Here is a 21611-nt window from a genome sequence, read left to right on the forward strand (position 1 = left end):
TGAAATAAAAACACAATGCGCACGAATGCAAGAGGAAAATGTCACTGCGTAACAGCATTCGGCGCGGCAAAGCGGTCAAGTCGCTCATGAGTGAGGGATTAAAAGCTGATGCGGACTTGTCTGCTTTGTTTTTTCATAGGAATGACCTTATTGTGGTAACGTATAAAAGCTTTGATTCCTATGAAATAAAAACACAATGCGCACGAATGCAAGAGGAAAATGTCACTGCGTAACAGCATTCGGCGCGGCAAAGCGGTCAAGTCGCTCATGAGTGAGGGATTAAAAGCTGATGCGGACTTGTCCGCTTTGTTTTTCCTATAGAATGATGCATTAGTTACAACATTTTATGCAATGAAATTATTTTATAATTTTAAAATTAAGTAAAAATATCGAATAATAAGTTAAAATGTCAAATAATATACATTAATTAACTAATAAAAAATATAATTTAAATAATTTATAAAAAAAACATAAAAATACAAAAAATATATTGATTTATCAAAATAAAAAGAGTATCATGTATTTATGGCCATATAATAGTATTAATTAATACATATAACATTTATAATTACGAAATTTTTTGAATTTTGTAATTATATAATGGAATAACGTACATTAATTAGAGAGGGGAGATATTAATGGCAACAGTAATAAAAGAAATTCTTAAAAAAGCATTACAGGTTCTTGCACAGTATGGCGCTAAGGCACTTGCTGCACTTACAACATATGTGAAAGAAAACTGGACTACAGTAGCTAAATATATTGCAGAAATGGGACTTTGGCAGGCAATTCAGTATATTTTACAACTGTTAGGCTACTAAAATTATCTACATAATAGATGCATCTTGTTAATATATACTTGGGGCATTTGACCTTAGTCGATGCTCCAGGTATATTATTTAATTAAGCAGACTGCATCGTGATTGACATAAATGTGAGACACTTATTCACAAAGTTATTCACAGCTATTTCATAATAATCAAGAAGAGGAGTTACTCAAGTGATAGTCTATGATAATGTACATAAAAGATATGATAAGAATTTTGAAGTGGTTATTCGGGATTTGAGACTGGATGCCAATCATATTTATGCTTTTTTAGGGGAAAATGGTGCAGGTAAGACTACCGCAATACGAATGACCTTGGGTCTGCTTAAACCCTCATGTGGACGAATTCTATATGATGGAATTGAACTTAATAAAAATGTTCTGCTCAAAAAAAAACTGGGATATGTTTCAGATGTTCCAAATCTTTATGAAAGCCTGACCGGGTTTGAGCAAATTCAGTTTATATCTGGTCTATATGGAAGAGTAGAGAACGAGTATATTTATGAATTACTAGATTTATTTGGAATTTATGAGGATAAGGATCAAATCATTGTCAAATATTCAAAGGGTATGAAGCAGAAAATATCAATTATATGTGCGTTGGTGCATAATCCTCTAATTCTGATTCTTGATGAACCTTTCACAGCTCTTGACCCCGGAATAATAAAAAAATTCAAGAAATATCTTAATGAGTTTGTGAAAAAAGAAGAGCGTTTGGTACTTTTTTCAACGCATGATTTGGATGCAGCAAATACTATTTGCACAGATGCAATTATAATGCGAAAAGGAAATATTATACAAACTTTTTCTGAACTAAAGGGTGAGCAAAGACAATTGGAGCAGCTCTATTTTGAAAGTATAGAACAGGATGTATCAAAATATGATAGTGCTTATTAAAACACAATTTATAATATTAAAGGGCAAATTTAAAAGACTGACCGGAAAATGGGGTTCTATTTGCATTATTTTAGCTGCCTTTCTATATGCTATTTCTATCTGTGGTATGACTTATATAAGCGAAAAATTTATTGACTTTTCGCAACTGTTTTTTTCTAGAATTATTTTTTTTATTTTAATATTTTATTGCATAACATATTTACCGCTAAGGGTATATCAATACTTTATTTTTAATAAGGAGTTTGATATTTTATTTTTAGCACCAATTTCATTATTCGAGTGTTTTGCTTGGAATTTTTTAAAACAAATTGCGCGTACTGTTTTACCCGTTATCGCAATATTAACCATTTTTATACCCACCATAAGAATTTTGAAGATTTCAGGTTTTAGCTATTTTTTCGGAGTATTTATGTTACTTGTTTGTTTTAATATCGTTTATATTTTATTTGAACTTGTTTTGTATATTTTAATGAAGAACAATGTTTATCAAGTTATTTTGCTCGGCATTGGAATACAGGAAATTATTATTTTTTTTATTATAGGAAGCTTATTACAAGGGAATACTTCATGGTTACAAAGTATTCAATTTGATAGCTTAATTACCGGCTATACATTAGTAAAATGCAATTGCGTTTTATTGATTTTTTTATTTTCATATATGCTTGCATATTATTTGTTTCGATGTACTTACTATGTAAATGGAGTTGGATATAAGAATACTAAGCGAATGTTTAATAGAGTATGGCAGCCTCATAACATGCGTTGGTTCTGGCTATGGAAAGATGAAAAAGTCTTTTTAAGAGATTTCGACAGACTGAAGTATATTTTGATTACTATTATCATATATATAATTTCTGTTTTGTCCAGCAAAAATAAAGTAGGTGCTAATTCAGTTTATATTCTTCTTTTAACATTTATATTAATTTCGGGTTTACAAATTACAATAGAAAATATTTCAGCAGAAAAAGAAAAAAAAGAAATTTTTTATCTTTCAGGTATTACAAAATCAGCTTTTATTAATCATAAATATTGGTTTTCACTATTTAATACATCAGTTTTAACCTTTATATATGGAACTATTATTTTGATCTTTAATCCATTGACTGTAATTGAAAGCATTGAGCTGTGCTTGGCTTTATTAGCTATATTAGTGAATTGTTTATATATTTTTTCATTTAGAATAACATTTTTTAATTTAATATGTTGGTACGAGGAAGACTTTTTTAAACGATTTAGAGTACTAACGAAAGTTATAATAAACTTAATTTTGGAAACTGCATTTCTTGTAGCAATATTTAGTATTATATATACATTAAGTATTAACATTTTATTCAAGTGTGGACTTTTCGCGCTGGTTGGATGTATTAGCTTCATCCTCTATCAATTTAAATGTAATAAATATTGTAATAGAGATTAAATCATATATTATGAAACTTACGTACATATGTATCGTCCATGGAGTGGGATAGGGAGGTAGTAAAATGAATAACAAGGAAAAGATTCTTAAGATGATAAAAGAGGTAATTATTTTTCTTATTGTTGGTGTTGTGTTTATGTTTATAAAGAGCCGATTTTAGAAAAGGAGTTACTATGGAAAATACAATCATAACAAATAATATAACAAAGCAGTATAAGAAGTTTAAAGCATTAGACAGTGTGAGTATTCAGGTTGAGGCAGGTACGGTTTATGGAGTGATCGGTAAGAATGGTGCAGGAAAAACTACATTGCTGAAAATAATATCAGGACTTATAAAAGCGACTTCGGGTGATATCAATATACAATATGATAAAATAAATTCGATAGGTACCCTGATTGAGGAACCTGGCTTATGTTATGATATGACGGGTTTTGAAAATCTTAAACTAAAAAGTCTGGCTTTCGGACTTTCAGATGATGTACAATTACATAATATATTAAATCTAGTAGGTTTATCTGGTAGTAAAAGGGTGAAAGTAAAAAATTTTTCATTGGGGATGAAACAAAGACTAGGTATCGGGCTTGCATTGGTGGGAAACCCTCAAATCTTAATTTTAGATGAGCCAATCAATGGATTGGATCCACAAGGAATCGTAGAGGTAAGAAAACTAATTTTGAAGCTAAAAAACGAATTTAACAAAACCATTATGGTTTCAAGTCATATTTTGGATGAATTATTTAAGATAGGCGATAAATACGCAATTATCAATAATGGTAAAATAGTCTTGGAGGCAACGAAAGAGGAATTACAAAAGCGCATGGAGCGTTGCATTGAAGTTGAGACAGACCAAGTGGAAGATGTCATTGAACTACTGAATCAATTGAAGCTCAATGATTATGATATACATACTAATCAGGTGGTTATCAGGGATAAAACCTTAGAAGTCAGAGCTTTAAATAAAATGCTCGCTGAAAAATGTATACCAATAGATGGTATAAAATATGGAGAAGTCTCTTATGAAAATTTATTTTTGGAATTGATCGGAGAAAAGTATGCTTAGTTTGATTAAAATGGATATATATCGAAGCTTTAAGAGTAGGAGTACTTGGATTTTATTTTTACTGGTTATTTTATTATCAGTTGTTTTAGAAATTCCCTTTGACGATATAAGGGCAACAAACAGTGTAATGGATAATATTATAATAAGCATCCAAAACGGGAATATTTTGTTGATTGGCGTTTTGCAAATTGTTATTTTATCCAATCAATATGTTAAAAATGGTTATATTAAAAATCTGTCAGGGGTGTTGTCTAAGCATAATACAATATATCTGGCTCATTTGGTTTGTTCGATTTTATTTTATACCATATCGATTATATTTATAATTATTTCAGTCTTTATTGCTGATTTCATTCTGTATGATAATGCAAGGCTGGGAGCAAACAGCCACACAATATGGTATATTTTATGCCAGATTTTACTTCTATCGGTATATTCAATGGGAGTATCTTGTGTTACCATTGCTGTCAATAATACCATTGCGGGTCTGCTGTTTGGTTTTTTGTATTATATGTTTATAGATAGTTTTATTATCTATAAGTTGGTTGAGATTTTTAAGCTGCCATTTGATTTTATTTTATATGGAATTGTCAACGCCATTACCGGCCTGAATATGGGTCAGGATGTCAGCCAGTATACAATGGCAGTGGTAAGCAGCGCTGTTTATTTTGCTATTATATTTATCTTTGCACGTATTTTCATTTACAAAAAGCAAATCATTTGATTGATAAATAATCTGTAATAATATTTTCTTTCAGATTAGGATTGAATCGTTTGTTTAGTAACATTTCTATTTCATGCTTATATGGAGGAAATGATTTTTTGGAATTATCGGAAAGCGGGATATAAGGTGTTTCCAGAATTTTTGGCACATGGTAAAAGGCCTCGTGATGTACCACTTTTGAAAGTGCCTCAAAGCCTATATGGCCAAAGCCAATGTTTTCATGTCTGTCTTTTCTGGCTCCTTTAGGATTTTTGCTATCGTTAATATGAAACACTGCAATTTGACCCTTACCAATTAGCCTGTCAAATTGCTCTAGTACCCCATCTAAATCATGAACTATGTCATAGCCGGCATCGTGTACATGGCAAGTATCAAAACAAACACGAAGCCTGTCATTTTGTTTCACTCCGTCATATATTTGCGCGAGATCTTCAAAAGAGCGGCCTAACTCAGAACCTTTTCCAGACATTGTTTCAAGCGCAATATAGCAGCTTTTGTCTGAAGATAGGACTTCATTCAAGCCAGAGACAATTTGTTTGATTCCCACCTCGTTGCCGGCTCCGACATGTGAGCCTGGGTGAAGAACAAGAATATGGCTGCCCATTAAAGCGGTACGGTTAAGCTCTAGAGATAAAAAATTAACGGCTAACTCAAAGATATCCGGATTAATGCTATTTGCAAGGTTAATGATATAAGGGGCGTGAATGATAAATTCATCTATATTATGCTCCGTCATGTAGGTTTTTGCAGCTTCAATATTTAAATCTTCTACATTTTTTCTGCGTGTATTCTGTGGTGCACCTGTATAAACCATAAAAGTATTGGCGTTATAGGAAATAGCCTCTTTGGCTGAACCCAGAAGCATATCTTTTCCACTCATACTCACATGAGAACCTATTTTCAACATACGTAATCTCCTTTTTCCTGTATCAAAATAATTTAATTTAAGTATTCATTTGTTTATAAAAGATTATACAAGCTATTGCATATTATTTCTATACTTGTTTTGATAACTCTTAAACATATAGGAATGATATTGCTTGTATAAAACAAATTAGATTTGGCTTTTTAAGCATGAAAGTATATAATAAACGTGAGGTTAGTAGAATGGATGAAAGATGGAGGAAAAGAAGTGAAGAAAGAAAATATTTTTATAAAGTTATGGAAAGTAATTTATCCTGTAGGGATATATTTTCTTATTACAAATGTAGTTACTTTCGTATTTATGGCTGTAGCTGCATTCCTAATGGGAATTAAAATGGTAAACAGTGGTGAAGTCGTAAGCAATGTAAGAATGCAGGAAAAAGTGATAACTTTGTTTTATAGAAATTCTATGATGCTCACTGCATTATCAGCAGCAATAACAATACCAATTATTTATATTTTGTTTAAAAAAGACAGGACAAAGGAAAACGTTCAGTATGAAAAAGGCAGTGTTGGATTGTATGGTTTTATTTTCATTGCTGCAGCCAGTGCTTGTTTAGGATGCAATCAGTTGCTTTCAATTACAAAACTGGATGAGATATTTCCGGGATTTCTTAAGGTACAGGAGGTTTTGTATGGAGGCAATATAGTCATGGAGATACTGGCTGCAGTTATCTTGGCACCGATTATTGAAGAACTTTTATTTCGAGGTATGGTATTTAAAAGGCTGTACGTGTATGTGGGTAAGATGCCAGCTATGCTGCTGTCTAGCTTATTTTTTGGAATTTATCATGGTAATGTATTGCAGGGAATCTATGCATTTTCAGTAGGTTTGCTATTTGTTTTTATTTATGATAAATATAAAACACTGCTTGCACCAATTCTTGCTCATATGTTTGCTAATTTAGTATCTATTCTTTCAGTAGAGACAGGAATTTTTGACTTTCTTTATGTCAATAATTTAAACATATATTTGAGTACTGTGATTGAAATTATAATTTGTATTGTTATGGTTATCGTGATTCAAACAAAGGTTTTTCGTACAGAGAAAGCGAAGGAAGAAAAGGAAATAGAGTCTTTTCAATAATATTGAAAAATATTTATTAAAAAATACTGTCATTCATAAAAAGCACGCTAAACGTGCTTTTTTAATGCGTTTTAAATAAAAATTGAAGATAAAATCACATAGAAAATTGTTTGCAAATTAAGACTAAAATCATATAGAAAGTTTTAATAGACAGATAATTATATGCATGAGTATTAAATTATCAAATAATCTGACAATTGACAAAAATTTATTATTTACAACTCAAAAAAAATGTAGTATATTAGTAAAAACAAAAATGCAGTAGAATTTTGAGGAAAAGACGAGGTATGACAATGGATAATCACAGAGCATGTCCCAAATGCCAAAAAGCCGGATTATATGATTCTAGATTTGAACATGATAATTGTGGTATTGGTGCAGTAGTTAATATTAAAGGACTTAAAACACATGAAACAGTTGAAAATGCGTTGAAAATTGTAGAAAATCTAGAGCATAGAGCGGGTAAAGATGCCGAAGGAAAAACCGGAGATGGTGTTGGAATACTTTTGCAGATATCTCATAAGTTTTTTTCGAGAGCAATGAAATCTTTTGGAATTAATTTAGGGGAAGAAAGAGATTACGGAATCGGTATGTTTTTCTTTCCGCAGGATGAGCTTAAGAGAAATCAGGCAAGAAAAATGTTCGAAATTATTGTCGAAAAGGAAGGTCTGGAATTTTTGGGCTGGAGAGAGGTTCCAATTCGAAAGGAAATATTAGGTCATAAAGCATTAGAGTGTATGCCATGTATTATGCAGGGCTTTATCAAAAGACCTAGAAAGATAGCGCAAGGAATTGAATTTGATAGAAGACTATATATTATACGCAGAGTATTTGAACAAAGTAATGATGATACCTATGTGGTTTCCTTATCAAGTCGTACAATTGTATATAAAGGTATGTTTTTGGTTGGACAGCTTCGTTTGTTCTTTGAAGATTTACAAAATAAAGAGTATGAATCTGCGATTGCAACGGTACATTCCCGTTTTAGTACGAATACAAACCCAAGTTGGGAAAGAGCACATCCGAATCGATTTATCGTACATAATGGTGAAATTAATACAATCATTGGCAATGTAGATAAAATGACTGCGCGCGAAGAAACGATGGAGACAGGTTATTTAAAGGGTGAGCTTCATAAGGTACTGCCTGTTATCAATCGCTCAGGCTCGGATTCAGCCATGCTTGATAATGCATTAGAATTTCTAGTAATGAGCGGTATGGATTTACCACTTGCCGTTATGATAACAATCCCGGAGCCTTGGGCAAATAATAAGAATATGACACAGACAAAGAAAGATTTCTATCAGTATTATTCCACTATGATGGAGCCATGGGACGGTCCTGCCTCTATTTTATTCTCAGATGGAGATATGATGGGTGCGATACTTGATAGAAATGGTTTAAGACCGTCGAGATATTTTATTACCGATGATGATTATTTAATTCTCTCCTCAGAGGTGGGAGTGTTAGATATCGATCCAACTAAAATTGTGATGAAAGAAAGACTTCGCCCTGGTAAAATGCTGCTAGTAGATACGGTAAAAGGTGTTGTGATTGATGATGATGATTTAAAGGAGCAATATTCTGGTAAGCAGCCATATGGTGAATGGTTAGACCGTAATCTTATTTCACTAAAATCATTAAAGATACCGAATCAAAGAGTTCCTGAATTTACGAAAGAGGAGCGCTCCAGACTACAGAAAGCTTTTGGGTATACTTACGAAGAATTTAAAAATTCCATTATACCTATGGCTGCGAATGGTTCGGAAGCAATTGCTGCAATGGGAATTGATATTCCGATACCGGTATTATCAAGCAAGCAGCAGCCATTATTTAATTACTTTAAACAATTGTTTGCACAGGTTACGAATCCGCCAATTGATGCTATTCGAGAAGAAATTGTAACATCAACAACAGTTTATGTAGGAGAGGATGGTAACCTTTTAGAGGAAAAAGCTTCAAACTGTCATGTACTTAAGGTAAATAATCCCATTCTCACTAATACAGATATATTAAAGATTAAGAACATGAATGTAGAAGGCTTTAAGGTAGAAGTTATTCCAATTTCCTATTATAAAAATACAAAGCTGGAAAGAGCAATAGAAAGATTATTTGTTGAAGTGGATCGGGCACATAGAGAAGGAGCAAATATATTAATACTCTCTGATCGTGGTGTGGATGAAAATCATGTTGCAATTCCGTCATTGTTAGCTGTGTCGGCACTTCAACAGCATTTGGTAAAGACAAAGAAAAGAACCAGTGTTGCTATGATTTTAGAAAGTGGAGAGCCAAGAGAAGTGCACCATTTTGCCACCTTATTAGGTTATGGAGCCTGTGCAATCAATCCGTATCTGGCACAGGAAACGATTAAGCAGTTAATCGATTACAAGATGCTTGACAAGGATTATTACGCAGCAGTTGACGACTATAATAATGCAGTTTTGCATGGCATTATAAAGATTGCTTCGAAAATGGGTATTTCAACCATTCAATCATATCAAGGCTCACAAATATTTGAAGCAATCGGCATAAGTAATGAGGTGGTTGAAAAATACTTCACGGATACAGTAACACGCATCGGTGGTATTACACTAAAGGATATTGAACAGGACATTGATGAAAGACATTCTCAAGCTTTCGACCCATTAGGGTTGGAAGTAGATTTAACTTTGGACAGCGTAGGCAGACATAAAATGAGAAGTGGTGGAGAGGAACATTTGTATAATCCTCAAACAATACATCTTCTGCAGGAGTCGACGAAACGTGGGGATTATCAATTGTTTAAAGAATACACCTCACTTGTTAATAAAGAAACTGAACCTGTGAACTTAAGAGGACTCATTGATTTTAATTATCCAAAGAAAGGAATTTCAATTGATGAGGTAGAAGATACGGAATCTATCGTAAAGCGTTTTAAAACAGGTGCAATGTCTTATGGATCTATTTCTCAGGAGGCGCATGAAACCTTGGCAATTGCAATGAATCGGCTTCAAGGCAAGTCAAACAGTGGAGAAGGCGGTGAAAGTCTGGAAAGACTTAGCCAGGGAACAGACGGCATCAATAAATGTTCAGCAATTAAACAGGTGGCTTCAGGACGTTTTGGTGTTACCTCCAGATATTTAGTAAGTGCAAAAGAAATACAGATTAAAATGGCGCAGGGAGCGAAACCAGGAGAGGGAGGACATCTTCCGGGAGGAAAGGTTTATCCTTGGATTGCAAAAACAAGGCATTCAACCCCGGGTGTGGGACTTATTTCACCTCCTCCTCATCATGATATTTATTCCATTGAAGATTTAGCACAGCTAATTTATGATTGCAAGAACGCTAATACGGAAGCCAGAATATCTGTAAAGCTTGTATCAGAGGCGGGAGTAGGTACTGTAGCAGCAGGCGTAGCAAAGGCAGGAGCACAGGTTATTTTAATATCAGGATATGACGGAGGAACAGGTGCGGCACCTACCAGCTCTATCCAGAATGCAGGACTGCCGTGGGAGCTTGGTTTGGCAGAAACACATCAGACTTTGCTTTATAATGGGTTACGTAATAAGGTTACAATCGAAACAGATGGTAAGCTTATGAGCGGACGAGATGTAGCCATTGCAGCGGTTCTGGGTGCAGAGGAATTTGGTTTTGCAACAGCGCCACTTGTAACAATGGGCTGTATTATGATGAGAGTATGCACTTTGGATACATGTCCCGTAGGCGTAGCAACTCAGAATCCGGAACTTAGAAAGCGCTTTAAGGGTAAACCGGAGTATGTTATCAACTTTATGCAATTTATAGCGCAAGAGTTAAGAGAATATATGGCCAAGCTTGGCATACGTAGTGTAGATGAGCTGGTAGGAAGGGCAGATTTGCTTAAGGTAAATGATAAAGTAACGAATGAGAGAGCAAAAAAGGTTGACTTATCAAGAATTCTAAACAATCCATATGCGGTGGAAGGCCAAAAGGTCACTTTTGATCCTAAAAAAGTATTTAATTTTGAACTTGAAAAGACATTGGATGAAAAAGTTCTTATGAAAAAGCTAAAACCAGCTTTATTGAATAAACAAAAAAGAAGTATTGAAATCGATGTTAAAAATACTGACCGTTCCTTTGGTACTATATTTGGATCGGAGATTACAAAACTTTATCAAGATACACTTGAGGAAGATACGTATACGATTAAATGTTATGGTGCAGGTGGTCAAAGCTTTGGTGCTTTCATACCAAAAGGACTTACACTGGAGCTTACAGGTGACAGCAACGATTATTTTGGAAAAGGCTTGTCAGGCGGTAAGTTGGTTGTATATCCTCCAAGAGGAATCAAATTCAAGCCGGATGAAAATATCATAATAGGTAATGTTGCCTTATATGGAGCTACAAGCGGGAAAGCTTTTATAAATGGAGTGGCAGGAGAGCGTTTCTGCGTACGCAATTCAGGTGCCAATGCAGTTGTTGAAGGGGTTGGAGATCATGGTTGTGAATATATGACAGGCGGACGAGTAGTTGTGCTTGGTAAGACTGGAAAGAACTTTGCCGCCGGTATGAGTGGTGGTATAGCTTATGTTCTTGACGAAGAAAGTAACTTGTATTTAAAACTTAACAAGGAAATGGTTTCGATTGAAGAAATTACCTCAAAATACGATGTATTAGAATTGAAAGATATGATAAAGGAACATGTAGCTTATACTAATTCTGAAAAAGGTAAGTTGGTATTGGATCACTTTGGTCAGTATCTTCCTAAATTTAAAAAGATTATACCTCATGATTACAATCGTATGCTTATGACAATTGTGCAAATGGAAGAAAAGGGTCTTAGCAGTGAACAGGCACAAATAGAAGCTTTTTATGCAAATACAAGAGGATAGGAGGATAGCGAAATGGGAAAGCCAACAGGATTTATGGATTATAAGAGAGAGACAAGTGAAGTAGTAAAACCTAAGGTAAGAATTAAGAATTTTAACGAATTCCATATTCCTCTATCCAAGGAAAAGCAGCAAATTCAAGGTGCAAGATGTATGGCATGCGGGGTTCCTTTTTGTCAATCAGGTATGACTTTAATGGGAATGACAACGGGGTGTCCTTTAAATAACTTAATACCGGAATGGAATGATTTAGTTTATACAGATAATTTAGGACAAGCATATAATCGCTTAGCTAAGACGAATAATTTTCCTGAGTTTACTGCAAGAGTATGCCCGGCACTTTGTGAGGCTGCATGTACATGCGGTTTGAACGATGAACCGGTATCCGTTAAGGAAAATGAATATGGTATTATTGAAAGTGCATATGAAAAGGGATATGCAAAGGCCAATCCACCAAGAGTAAGAACTGGTAAAAAGGTTGCAGTTATCGGTTCAGGACCTGCCGGTCTGGCAGCAGCAGACCAGCTAAACCGTAGAGGACATCAGATCACGGTATTTGAACGAAATGACCGTATTGGTGGATTGCTTATGTATGGGATTCCAAATATGAAGTTGGAAAAACATATTATTGATCGCAAGATTGATATTATGAAAGAGGAAGGAATTGAATTTGTAGTCAATGCCGATATAGGAGGAAACTATAAAGCCAATAAGATTCTTAAGGACTATGACAGAGTTATACTAGCTTGCGGAGCGTCAAATCCAAGAGATATAAAAGTTTCAGGAAGAGAAGCAAAGGGGATTTATTTTGCGGTAGATTTTTTAAAGGCAACGACTAAGAGTCTGCTAGACTCAGAACTTAAAGATGGCAATTATATTACAACAAAGGATAAAAAGGTTCTGGTTATTGGCGGTGGAGATACAGGAAATGACTGTGTCGGAACTTCCATTCGTCATGGAGCAGTATCGGTTATTCAATTAGAAATGATGCCAAAGCTTCCAGATTCAAGAGCTGAATTGAACCCATGGCCTCAATGGCCAAAGGTTTGCAAAACCGATTATGGACAGGAAGAAGCGATCGCAGTATTTGGACAAGACCCAAGAATCTATCAATCCACAGTAAAGGAATTTGTTGTAAATGAAGCAGGATGCGTATGTCAGGCAAAGATAGTAAAGCTTGAATGGAAAAAAGATGAAGCGACAGGACGCATGAATATGGCAGAAATTGAAGGCAGTGAATATACAATTGACGTCGATATTGTATTAATAGCGGCAGGCTTTATGGGAAGTCAGGAATATGTTACAAAGGCGTTTGGAGTTGACGTTAATGAAAGAACCAATGTAGCAACTGAGAATGAGAAATACAAGACCAATGTAGACAACGTATTTACGGCTGGAGATATGCACAGAGGACAATCTTTGGTCGTTTGGGCCATCAGAGAAGGCAGAGAGGCAGCAAGAGAAGTAGACTGCGATTTGATGGGGTACACGAATCTGTAAGTAAAAGAATAAAATAAATGAGTATAAAAAACAGTCGATTTTTACAATTAAAAGTCGGCTGTTTTTGATCTCTTCAAAGGAAATATGTATAGCAAATAAGCAACTAACCTATTCAAATAAGCAACTTACAGTTAGTTATCTTGAAAAGAAAATAATATTCCATATAATCATTTATGAGAAAGTTAATTGCAATTAAGAATATCTTCATGAATACGAACAGGAGGAAAAGTAAGATGGCAGTCATTATGGAAGTTGATAATATTGTAAAACATTTTGGAACTGTAAAGGCAGTGGATGACATTAGTTTTAAGGTGGAAAGGGGAGAATTGTTTGGATTTCTTGGAGTAAATGGTGCGGGGAAATCAACCACAATTAATATGCTCTGTACATTGTATCCCCCCACACGCGGCTCCGTAAAAATCTGCGGGTATACGCTTGGTAAGGAGGATGAGAAAATCCGAAAAAAGATAGGAGTTGTTTATCAGAATAATTGTCTGGATGATAAGCTTAGTGTAAAAGAAAATCTTTTGATACGGGGTGCTTTATATGAAAAAAATAAAAAAAAACTCAAGCAGAATCTAAATGAGGTCAGCTCATTTTTAGCCTTAGAGGACATTTTAAACAGACCCTTTGAAAAGTTATCTGGAGGACAAAAGCGAAGGTGTGAAATTGCAAGAGCTTTAATGCATGCGCCTGAAATATTATTTCTGGATGAGCCGACGACAGGTCTTGACCCCGCTACTAGAAAAAATGTATGGGAAATTATAAAACGATTGAGACAAGAGAGAAATATGACCGTGTTTCTTACCACACATTACATGGAAGAAGCAGCAAAGGCTTCTCACATTGCAATTATTGATGCAGGAAAGCGTAAACAATTTGGTACGCCATTTTCTTTAAAAGAGCAATTTGCAAGGGATCATTTAAGATTGATTCCAAAGCAGGGAACCTCCTTAGAAGAAATGCTGCGAGAAAATAATATCTTATTTAAAAAGCGGGAGGAAAGTATCATTATATCACTGACGAATACATTAGAGTCACTTTCACTGCTTGATCAGGTAAAGGGACGAATCAGTGGGTTTGAAGTGATACAAGGTTCGATGGATGATGTGTTCCTTAATGTGACAGGCAGAGAATTGAAAAACGCGGGAAACTAGCGAAAGAGAGGATGATAGGATGAGAGCAACAGGATATTTAATTAAAAGAAATATTTTACTATATATTAGAGATCGTACAGCAGTATTTTTTTCGCTATTATCTATGGTGATTGTAATAGGTTTGATGATGTTATTCTTAGGAAATATGAATCGTGATAATATTGTTGATTTACTCAACCATTATGGAGGAGTAAGGGATAAAAAATTAGATTTGCAAAATGCTACCAATTTAATTCAGGCCTGGACAATTGGCGGATTGTTAGTAGTTAATTCATTAACGGTAAGCTTAACCATGATTGGGCTAATGGTTGAGGATGAGGCGAAAAACCGTATTGCCAGCTTTTACGTGGCACCAATGAATCGTAGTATAATAGCAATTGGTTATGTAACAGCAGCTATGATTATGGCAGGCTTTATGTGCATTTTAACTCTTTTGATAGCACAGAGTTATCTTTATATAACAGGATCATTTGTTTTTACGATAGGGCAGATTGGAAGAATTCTATGCCTCATTGTTGCAAATGTATTTGTTTATTCCAGTATTTTATTTTTGGCAGCTTTATTTGTTCGTAGTGTCAGTGCTTGGTCAGCCTTAGGAACCATAATGGGAACCTTAGTTGGATTCATTGGTGCAATCTATCTTCCAATGGGAATGCTGCCAAAAGCAGTACAAAATGTTTTAAAATGCCTTCCTGTATTACATGGCACATCCTTAATGCAAAGGGTGTGTACCAAGTTCGTATTAGAAAAAACTTTCTTTGGGCTTCCAAAGGAGGTTAGTAGTGAATATCAGCTTTATATGGGAATTACAGTAGAATATAAAGAAAAGTTCTTTTCAACAGGTTTTCAAATCGCATATTTACTATTATGTGGTATAATTGCGTTAAGTATTTCTAGCATTCTTTTAAAGAAACGTACACTAAAGGAACGTTAACCAAATCTATGATGAATCATTAAATAGTCAACATTTTACCAAAGAGAGGAAGACATCGGTGAAAATTATTATAGAAGACAGAGAACCGAATGAAGAGGATATGATTCTCATTCGATGTAAGGAGTTAGATGAATCACTTTTAAAGTTAATTTATAATCTAAAGCTAGAAAAAGGAAAAGTAGTAGGAATGAAAGACGGTACAATTTCTATGATTGAGCCAAAAGACATTTACTATTTTGAAGCCGTGGATAATAAGGTTTTTCTTTATTGTGAACAAAAGGTATATGAAACAAAGAAAAAGTTATATGAGCTAGAGAAAGATTTCTATCAGACTGATTTTTTTCGGGCATCCAAATCAATCATTATTAATCTTTCTAAGGTGCAAAGCATCAATCCTGCTTTTAATGGACGTTTTGAAGCAATATTAAAAAATAAAGAGCGTGTTATCATATCCAGACAATATGTATCTGACTTAAAACAAAGATTTGGTTTATAGAAGCAATAAAGAAAGGAAGTATTTCAGAATGAGTAAAATAAAATCCATTTTAAATACCTTTGTTTATGTAACAACAGCAGTCGTATTTGCAACGGCAGTATATATCAAAATATTTTGGAAAAATTCTGACTTATCAGTTGATATTTTATGGGAAATTCTTTCTGTTTCTCTATTTTGCAGCTTCGGTAATTTATTTTATATTAATAAACATAACGATTTCAAGGATAGTTGGTCAAAAAAGCAATTGGTGATTCGAACTGTATTGCATTATTTTTATATTAATTTAATAGTGATAGGATTCGGAATATTTTATGAATGGTTTTACTGGTATCGAATTGATATGATGCTTGCAATACTGGTTATGATATTGGTTATTTTTGCAACAATTTGGTTTGTTAATCTACAGCGCGATAAACGCCTTGCAATACAATTGAATCAGAAAATTAGAGAATATTATACGAAAGAATAGCTCTTAATTGATTGAAATGTGTTTGTTTTCTGAATGTTGCGTGAAGTTTATACATTAACTGGAAAAATATACTATAATATATTCAGATAATTCAATGTGATAAGGAGGAATATAAAATGAGTATATCAATCAATCAAACATCAGCAGGTTCAGGTTCTGGCAGCAGTCAGTATGAAACTAAAATCAATCAATTGCAGGTTAAGTTAGATACCTATGAAGCTCAATTACAAACGGAAAGTGATATCGATAAGCAAACTGAACTGAAACAAAAAATACAAGATATTCAAGAGAAGATAAAAAATTACCAATCAAAGGTGGACAGTACTTCTTCTGACGATTCTTCTTCTGAAGAATCAACTGTTTATGATAGCGATGGCACACAAACAAGTGCTACTTTGGAAATCAGTGATGAGGGCAAAGCATTATTTGACAGTATGAAAGTATTGGATAAAAAAGCGAACGCTCTTGAAGATGATAAAGAGGTAGAAGAAAAAGAAGATAAAGAAGAGAAAAAAGTAAAAGAGGAAAAGGAAGAACAGAAATTAGAGAAGAAAAAAGAGGAACAGACCCAGACCGTTGGAAGTAATATATCAATTCTGATTTAACCTATTAATAGGTCATTTATATAGTAAATAACAAACAAAAGACCAAAAAGTAAATTTAAGTGAAACAATTTACGTTTTGGTCTTAAATAATTATTTGGATTTTCTATATTGAATTGGTGTCAGTCCATACTTGGTCTTAAACACTCGTATAAAATGCTCGGGGTTTTCATAACCAATCATATTTGAAATATCCTCGACAAGCATATTGCTGGTTTTTAGAATACTGCAAGCCTTGTTTAATCGGCAATCCTTAACAAGATTTCCAAATGTTTCGCCTGTTTTATCCTTAATATATTTAGATAAATATGGCTCAGTCAAATGAAAATGCTCAGCCATAGATTGCAGGGTAATATTTCTATAATGCTCTTTAATAAATTCCTGCATTTCCCGGGCACGTTCCTCCTGAATACTATGGTTTCCAGTGTGTGCCAAAAGCCTGTTAATAGCAGTGATTAAAGCCTGAACAGAAGCTTTTATAATATCATCATCTACGCCCACGCCCCAGTAGGTATTTTCTTTATCGGTAATTCCCACATAGGAGATTGCCTTAGAAGAAGAACCACGCGCTAAGGAATGTTCTGCATAATCTGCCAATTCATATTCAAAACCAAAGTATTCCTTTAAGGCATTGCTGACAGCATCCAGACGGCCGTTTCCAATTCCGCCTATTATGACCTTTTTTCCCTTATGAAAGACTGTAACTTCAGTTTGAATTCCATTTTTTTGTTTAAAATGACATTCATCAACTGCAAAGGTAGACGGAACATCTACATATTCATCGGTAAAGATTTCGTAGATCCATTGAGGCGTTAATTCCTTATGCTCCTTATCTGATACGCTTTTGGCAAGATAGCTGACTTCTTCTTTCATCTTATCAGGCATTACAATACCATAACTATTTTTCAGAATATAGCCAACACCACCCTTTCCAGACTGGCTGTTGAAGCGAATGACATCTGAGTCGTAAGCGCGTCCAATATCCTTTGGATCGATCGGAAGATATGGAACATTCCATTTGTCATCAGCCTGAGCTTCATGACAAGCCATGCCTTTTGCTATAGCATCCTGATGAGAGCCTGAAAAGGCTGTGAATACTAATTCTCCTGAATAGGGCTGTCTTTCATATACATGCATGCGGGTTAAACGTTCATATACCTGTGCAATTTCTGGCAGATTACTAAAATCAAGCTCTGGATCTACGCCGTGAGAGAACATATTCATAGCAACTGTGATAATATCAAGATTGCCCGTTCTTTCTCCGTTTCCAAATAAGGTACCTTCTAAACGGTCTGCACCAGCCAATAAACCGAATTCCGCATCACTGATTCCGCAACCGCGGTCATTATGTGGATGAAGGGACAAAATGACATTTTCGCGGTACTTAAGATTTTTGTGCATGTATTCTACTTGACCAGCGAAGACATGAGGCATTGCATTTTCTACGGTAGTAGGTATATTAATAATGGCCTTTTGATTATTGGTTGGTTTCCAAATATCAAGGACTGCATTGCATACCTCAAGTGCATAATCAACTTCAGCGCCGGGAAAGCTTTCCGGGCTATATTCAAATTGAAAATTTCCTTCCGTTTCTTTGGCAAGCTTTTTTAACATTTTGGCACCTTTGATAGCGATTTCCTTAACTTCTTTTTTGGACTTTTTAAATACCTGCTCTCTTTGTGCAACCGAAACAGAATTATATACATGTACAACAGCGCTTTTAGCACCCTCTAATGCCTCAAAGGTCTTTTTTATAATGTGCTCTCGGGCTTGTGTTAAAACTTGTATGGTTACATCATCCGGAATCATATTTCTTTCAATTAAAGCTCTGACAAATTCATATTCTGTTTCAGAAGCAGCAGGAAAGCCAACTTCAATCTGCTTAAAGCCGATATGAACCAATAATTGAAAAAATTCTAATTTTTCTTCCAGACTCATTGGTTCAATTAGAGCCTGATTTCCATCTCTTAAGTCGACGCTGCACCAGATAGGTGCTTTTTCAACAGAATCTTTTTTTACCCAGTCATAGGAAATATTAGGCGGCATAAAATATCCTTTTTCATATTTTTTGCAAGTTTTCATAATAGATATCCTCTTTTCTTTTCTTATTATGGAAATCACCAAAGAACAAAGCGGTCGAATGCTGTTAACGCAGTGACATTTCCACTTGCATTCGTGCGCATTGTGTTTTTATTTCATAGGAATCAAACTTTTTTACGTTAACAGCAAGGTATTTCCTATGAAATAAAAAAGTCCTTCGTCTCATGTTGCTGATTGTTCAGCATAGAGACGAAAGACCTTATTGCTTTCGCGGTACCACTCTAATTCATAGCTTTCAGTGAAAAGAATCACCGAATAACATATGCACTTAATAGATACGGCCATTTGGCTTATATCCGTTCCATATAACGGTGGATCCCGTCTAAAACTACTCTTACTATAACGTAATTTCGAATAGAAGTTCCAAGGCTAGTTCCTTATATTCTGTCTGTCACTTTACACCGGCCAGTGACTCTCTGCAATCCAGATAATAAGTAATACTCCTCTTCATAACCTTTATCATATAGCGTTGAAATGTATTTTGTGTTGAAACTATCATAACACAATCAATTTCATTCTTCCAGTACTAAATTTAATCAATTTGATTGATAATATTTAATGCAACTATTATTTTATCCTACATTCTTTTAAGCATAAGGTTCTTATATACTAGCATTCTACGCAGGATATGTATAAGGAAGATGTTACTACGTGACAGCATTTAGTATGCAAAGTATCTGCGGATCTCATGAACGAGTGTTTGCTTTGATAAAATCAAATTATTTGTGAATGTTGTAGTAAATTAAAAAGTATTTACGTTATAATTAATATAACATTAATCGTAGTTATTTAGTCATTTCATAGTTACTAATAATCTTTCATTTATTAAGAAAATACTTTATTATAATAAATAATAAAGCGTAAAATGTTCTATAAAAGATATGAGTGGAGGTAAAAAGATGTATCTTTCTATGATAGAAACAGAGGAGGAAAAAGGTAAGTTTATACAAGTCTATGAAATTTATCAATATTTTATGTGGTATGTGGCAAATGAGATATTACAGGATAAGCATTTAGCAGAGGATGCAGTACAAGAGGCTTTTTTGGCTCTTACCAGACATTTAGATAAAATAGATAACGTTTCTAGTAGCAGAACGAGAAATTTTGTAGCAACTATTGTTAAAAGTAAAGCGATTGATATGATTCGAAAGAATGATAAGAACACGGCAAAATTCGAGGAGGAAATACTTGGTGAAAGCAAAGAGGACTTGTTAGAGGATTACATACAAAAAGAGCAGCATGAGAAGCTTGTAAATGCAATAGGTAAGCTTGAGGATTTATATCGTGTTGTATTTGAGTATAAATATCTTTATGAGCTTAAGGATAAAGAAATTGCTCATTTTCTTAAAGTCACACCAAAAGTTGTCAATGTAAGACTTTATAGAGGTAAAAAGAAATTAATGGAAATTCTGAAGAAGGAGGAGGAACAAAATGCATCACAGCAATGATAAATTACGAGAAGCATTGGAAGAATGTATGCAAAAGGATAATGCGCTTATACCAAGTGATAAGGAAATAAAAAAACAGTATACGCCCTCTGAAAAATTCAAAAAGAAAATGAGCGTACTGATAAGACATGAAAAATTAAAGGAAAAGTTCATGTTGATTTATGGTATCAGAAAAAAAATTTATTATGTTGCAGGCGCAGCAATTTTAATACTTGGAATAAGGATAGGAATGACTGCTTTCATCACAGATAGACAGAGCAATGACAATGCAAGTCAAATAATAAAGACCGAAAGTACATCCAGTTCCCCAGATGCAAAATCAGATATTATGCTAGAAGAATCAGCGCTAAATGAGTCAGATAGCATTAATACCAAAGACACGGCTACGATAGAAGCCAATTCTGATGCGGGGACCGGTGCAGCCGGTATTGAAAGTTCACAAGAGGTGTCAAGCAGTACCAGCCAGGTATCTGGTCAAAAGCTGATTAAGGACGTCAGTATGTCGGTAGAGACAAAAACCTTTGATGAATTTATCTCAGAACTAAACAAACAGATTATAGAACTTGACGGTTATGTGGAAAGTTCAGATGTAAGTGGAGGAAGTTATCTATATGAAAGCGATCGCAGCGGTTATCTTGTTGCAAGGATTCCGGCAGAGCAATTAGAAGGCTTTGTGACAACTGTAAAAGAAAAGGGAAATGTAGTTCATATAAGCGAACAAACCACGGATGTAACTTTGCAATATGTCGATCTTGAAAGTCATTTAAAAGCATTAAGACTTGAGCAGGAAACGTTGTTAGGTCTGTTGGAAAATGCAACAAAAATGGAGGATGTTATTGCAATTCAAAGTCAGTTAACACAGGTTCGCTATGAGATTGAAAGCAATGAGTCCCAAGTTCGTACCTACGATAACTTAGTGAATTATAGTACAGTAAGAATTGATATCACAGAGGTAGATAGAGAAACACCGGCAGAAACCAAGTCCTTTGCGGGAGAAATCAAAATCAAGCTTTCCAACAATCTTTATGCAATTAAAGAAGGATTTCGAAGCTTAATGATTGAGCTGATAGCAGCCTTTCCCTATCTTATAATCTGGGCAGTTGTCATAACTCTTGTTATCAT

Annotated in this window: 18 protein-coding genes and 1 other annotated feature; of the genes, 16 read left to right on the forward strand and 2 right to left on the reverse strand. The window is 34.4% G+C overall.

The window, feature by feature from the left end; genetic code table 11:
- Positions 1 to 38 precede the first annotated feature (38 nt).
- From C8E03_RS18790 to C8E03_RS18815, 6 genes are all read left to right on the forward strand, one after another.
- Entirely contained in the window at positions 39 to 233 is a 195-nt protein-coding gene (locus C8E03_RS18790) for a hypothetical protein (RefSeq protein WP_110291828.1), read from the forward strand.
- A 405-nt stretch (positions 234 to 638) separates the two neighbouring features.
- On the forward strand, positions 639 to 821 hold the full coding sequence (locus C8E03_RS18795) for a hypothetical protein (protein ID WP_094376482.1): 183 nt from the start codon (positions 639 to 641) through the stop codon (positions 819 to 821).
- A gap of 179 nt (positions 822 to 1000) precedes the next feature.
- Positions 1001 to 1723 (forward strand): ABC transporter ATP-binding protein, encoded by a 723-nt coding sequence (locus tag C8E03_RS18800; RefSeq protein ID WP_094376483.1) that lies wholly within the window; start codon positions 1001 to 1003, stop codon positions 1721 to 1723.
- Positions 1707 to 3140 (forward strand): hypothetical protein, encoded by a 1434-nt coding sequence (locus C8E03_RS18805; RefSeq protein ID WP_110291829.1) that lies wholly within the window; start codon positions 1707 to 1709, stop codon positions 3138 to 3140. Before C8E03_RS18800 ends, C8E03_RS18805 begins: the two co-directional genes overlap by 17 nt.
- A 173-nt stretch (positions 3141 to 3313) precedes the next feature.
- On the forward strand, positions 3314 to 4201 hold the full coding sequence (locus C8E03_RS18810) for an ABC transporter ATP-binding protein (protein WP_094376485.1): 888 nt from the start codon (positions 3314 to 3316) through the stop codon (positions 4199 to 4201).
- Positions 4194 to 4925: a hypothetical protein gene (locus tag C8E03_RS18815; RefSeq protein WP_094376486.1), complete on the forward strand. Its 732-nt coding sequence runs from the start codon at positions 4194 to 4196 to the stop codon at positions 4923 to 4925. Before C8E03_RS18810 ends, C8E03_RS18815 begins: the two co-directional genes overlap by 8 nt.
- Here C8E03_RS18815 and C8E03_RS18820 read toward each other — a convergent pair.
- Complete coding sequence (locus C8E03_RS18820) at positions 4918 to 5832, reverse strand: deoxyribonuclease IV (protein WP_181899268.1); 915 nt, start codon at positions 5830 to 5832, stop codon at positions 4918 to 4920. The genes C8E03_RS18815 and C8E03_RS18820 overlap by 8 nt on opposite strands.
- A gap of 225 nt (positions 5833 to 6057) precedes the next feature.
- On the opposite strand from C8E03_RS18820, the gene C8E03_RS18825 reads away from it, so the two are divergent.
- The 8 genes from C8E03_RS18825 (at position 6058) to C8E03_RS18860 (ending at position 16944) form a co-directional block, all read left to right on the forward strand.
- On the forward strand, positions 6058 to 6936 hold the full coding sequence (locus C8E03_RS18825) for a CPBP family intramembrane glutamic endopeptidase (RefSeq protein ID WP_170123068.1): 879 nt from the start codon (positions 6058 to 6060) through the stop codon (positions 6934 to 6936).
- Between the two features lie 293 nt (positions 6937 to 7229).
- A complete protein-coding gene (gltB, locus tag C8E03_RS18830) occupies positions 7230 to 11786 on the forward strand; it encodes a glutamate synthase large subunit (RefSeq protein WP_094376488.1) in 4557 nt (1518 codons plus the stop codon).
- 12 nt (positions 11787 to 11798) lie between these two features.
- Complete coding sequence (locus C8E03_RS18835; protein WP_094376489.1) at positions 11799 to 13283, forward strand: glutamate synthase subunit beta; 1485 nt, start codon at positions 11799 to 11801, stop codon at positions 13281 to 13283.
- 233 nt (positions 13284 to 13516) lie between these two features.
- Positions 13517 to 14440, forward strand: coding sequence for an ABC transporter ATP-binding protein (locus C8E03_RS18840; RefSeq protein ID WP_094376490.1), 924 nt, complete (start codon positions 13517 to 13519; stop codon positions 14438 to 14440).
- Between the two features lie 19 nt (positions 14441 to 14459).
- A complete protein-coding gene (locus C8E03_RS18845; protein ID WP_094376491.1) occupies positions 14460 to 15374 on the forward strand; it encodes an ABC transporter permease in 915 nt (304 codons plus the stop codon).
- Between the two features lie 58 nt (positions 15375 to 15432).
- Positions 15433 to 15870 (forward strand): LytTR family DNA-binding domain-containing protein, encoded by a 438-nt coding sequence (locus C8E03_RS18850; protein WP_181899270.1) that lies wholly within the window; start codon positions 15433 to 15435, stop codon positions 15868 to 15870.
- A gap of 28 nt (positions 15871 to 15898) precedes the next feature.
- On the forward strand, positions 15899 to 16339 hold the full coding sequence (locus C8E03_RS18855; protein ID WP_094376492.1) for a DUF3021 family protein: 441 nt from the start codon (positions 15899 to 15901) through the stop codon (positions 16337 to 16339).
- Between the two features lie 116 nt (positions 16340 to 16455).
- Positions 16456 to 16944, forward strand: a complete 489-nt coding sequence (locus tag C8E03_RS18860; protein WP_094376493.1) for a hypothetical protein — start codon at positions 16456 to 16458, stop codon at positions 16942 to 16944.
- A 90-nt stretch (positions 16945 to 17034) separates the two neighbouring features.
- Here C8E03_RS18860 and C8E03_RS18865 read toward each other — a convergent pair whose 3' ends face one another.
- Positions 17035 to 19023: a 2-isopropylmalate synthase gene (locus C8E03_RS18865; RefSeq protein ID WP_110291831.1), complete on the reverse strand. Its 1989-nt coding sequence runs from the start codon at positions 19021 to 19023 to the stop codon at positions 17035 to 17037.
- A 200-nt stretch (positions 19024 to 19223) separates the two neighbouring features.
- Positions 19224 to 19501, reverse strand: a binding site (T-box leader).
- Positions 19502 to 19940: 439 nt separating this feature from the next.
- On the opposite strand from C8E03_RS18865, the gene C8E03_RS18870 reads away from it, so the two are divergent.
- Both C8E03_RS18870 and C8E03_RS18875 read left to right on the forward strand, forming a co-directional pair.
- The gene (locus tag C8E03_RS18870) at positions 19941 to 20489 is read left to right on the forward strand and encodes an RNA polymerase sigma factor (protein ID WP_170123069.1); all 549 of its coding nucleotides are present in this window, start codon (positions 19941 to 19943) and stop codon (positions 20487 to 20489) included.
- The coding region (locus tag C8E03_RS18875; RefSeq protein WP_110291833.1) for a DUF4349 domain-containing protein at positions 20473 to 21611 on the forward strand (1139 nt) is incomplete at its 3' end. The genes C8E03_RS18870 and C8E03_RS18875, both read left to right, overlap by 17 nt.

Source organism: Lachnotalea glycerini (genome assembly GCF_003201285.1).
Taxonomy (GTDB): domain Bacteria; phylum Bacillota; class Clostridia; order Lachnospirales; family Lachnospiraceae; genus Lachnotalea; species Lachnotalea glycerini.

Bases quoted from the DNA above. Each gene is read 5' to 3' on its own strand.
- C8E03_RS18820 (WP_181899268.1), bottom strand. From the start codon at position 5,832: ATGTTGAAAATAGGTTCTCATGTGAGTATGAGTGGAAAAGATATGCTT.
- C8E03_RS18860 (WP_094376493.1), top strand. From the start codon at position 16,456: ATGAGTATATCAATCAATCAAACATCAGCAGGTTCAGGTTCTGGCAGC.
- C8E03_RS18815 (WP_094376486.1), top strand. From the start codon at position 4,194: ATGCTTAGTTTGATTAAAATGGATATATATCGAAGCTTTAAGAGTAGG.
- C8E03_RS18810 (WP_094376485.1), top strand. From the start codon at position 3,314: ATGGAAAATACAATCATAACAAATAATATAACAAAGCAGTATAAGAAG.
- C8E03_RS18835 (WP_094376489.1), top strand. From the start codon at position 11,799: ATGGGAAAGCCAACAGGATTTATGGATTATAAGAGAGAGACAAGTGAA.
- C8E03_RS18845 (WP_094376491.1), top strand. From the start codon at position 14,460: ATGAGAGCAACAGGATATTTAATTAAAAGAAATATTTTACTATATATT.
- C8E03_RS18870 (WP_170123069.1), top strand. From the start codon at position 19,941: ATGTATCTTTCTATGATAGAAACAGAGGAGGAAAAAGGTAAGTTTATA.
- gltB (WP_094376488.1), top strand. From the start codon at position 7,230: ATGGATAATCACAGAGCATGTCCCAAATGCCAAAAAGCCGGATTATAT.
- C8E03_RS18840 (WP_094376490.1), top strand. From the start codon at position 13,517: ATGGCAGTCATTATGGAAGTTGATAATATTGTAAAACATTTTGGAACT.
- C8E03_RS18805 (WP_110291829.1), top strand. From the start codon at position 1,707: ATGATAGTGCTTATTAAAACACAATTTATAATATTAAAGGGCAAATTT.
- C8E03_RS18865 (WP_110291831.1), bottom strand. From the start codon at position 19,023: ATGAAAACTTGCAAAAAATATGAAAAAGGATATTTTATGCCGCCTAAT.
- C8E03_RS18855 (WP_094376492.1), top strand. From the start codon at position 15,899: ATGAGTAAAATAAAATCCATTTTAAATACCTTTGTTTATGTAACAACA.
- C8E03_RS18790 (WP_110291828.1), top strand. From the start codon at position 39: ATGTCACTGCGTAACAGCATTCGGCGCGGCAAAGCGGTCAAGTCGCTC.
- C8E03_RS18795 (WP_094376482.1), top strand. From the start codon at position 639: ATGGCAACAGTAATAAAAGAAATTCTTAAAAAAGCATTACAGGTTCTT.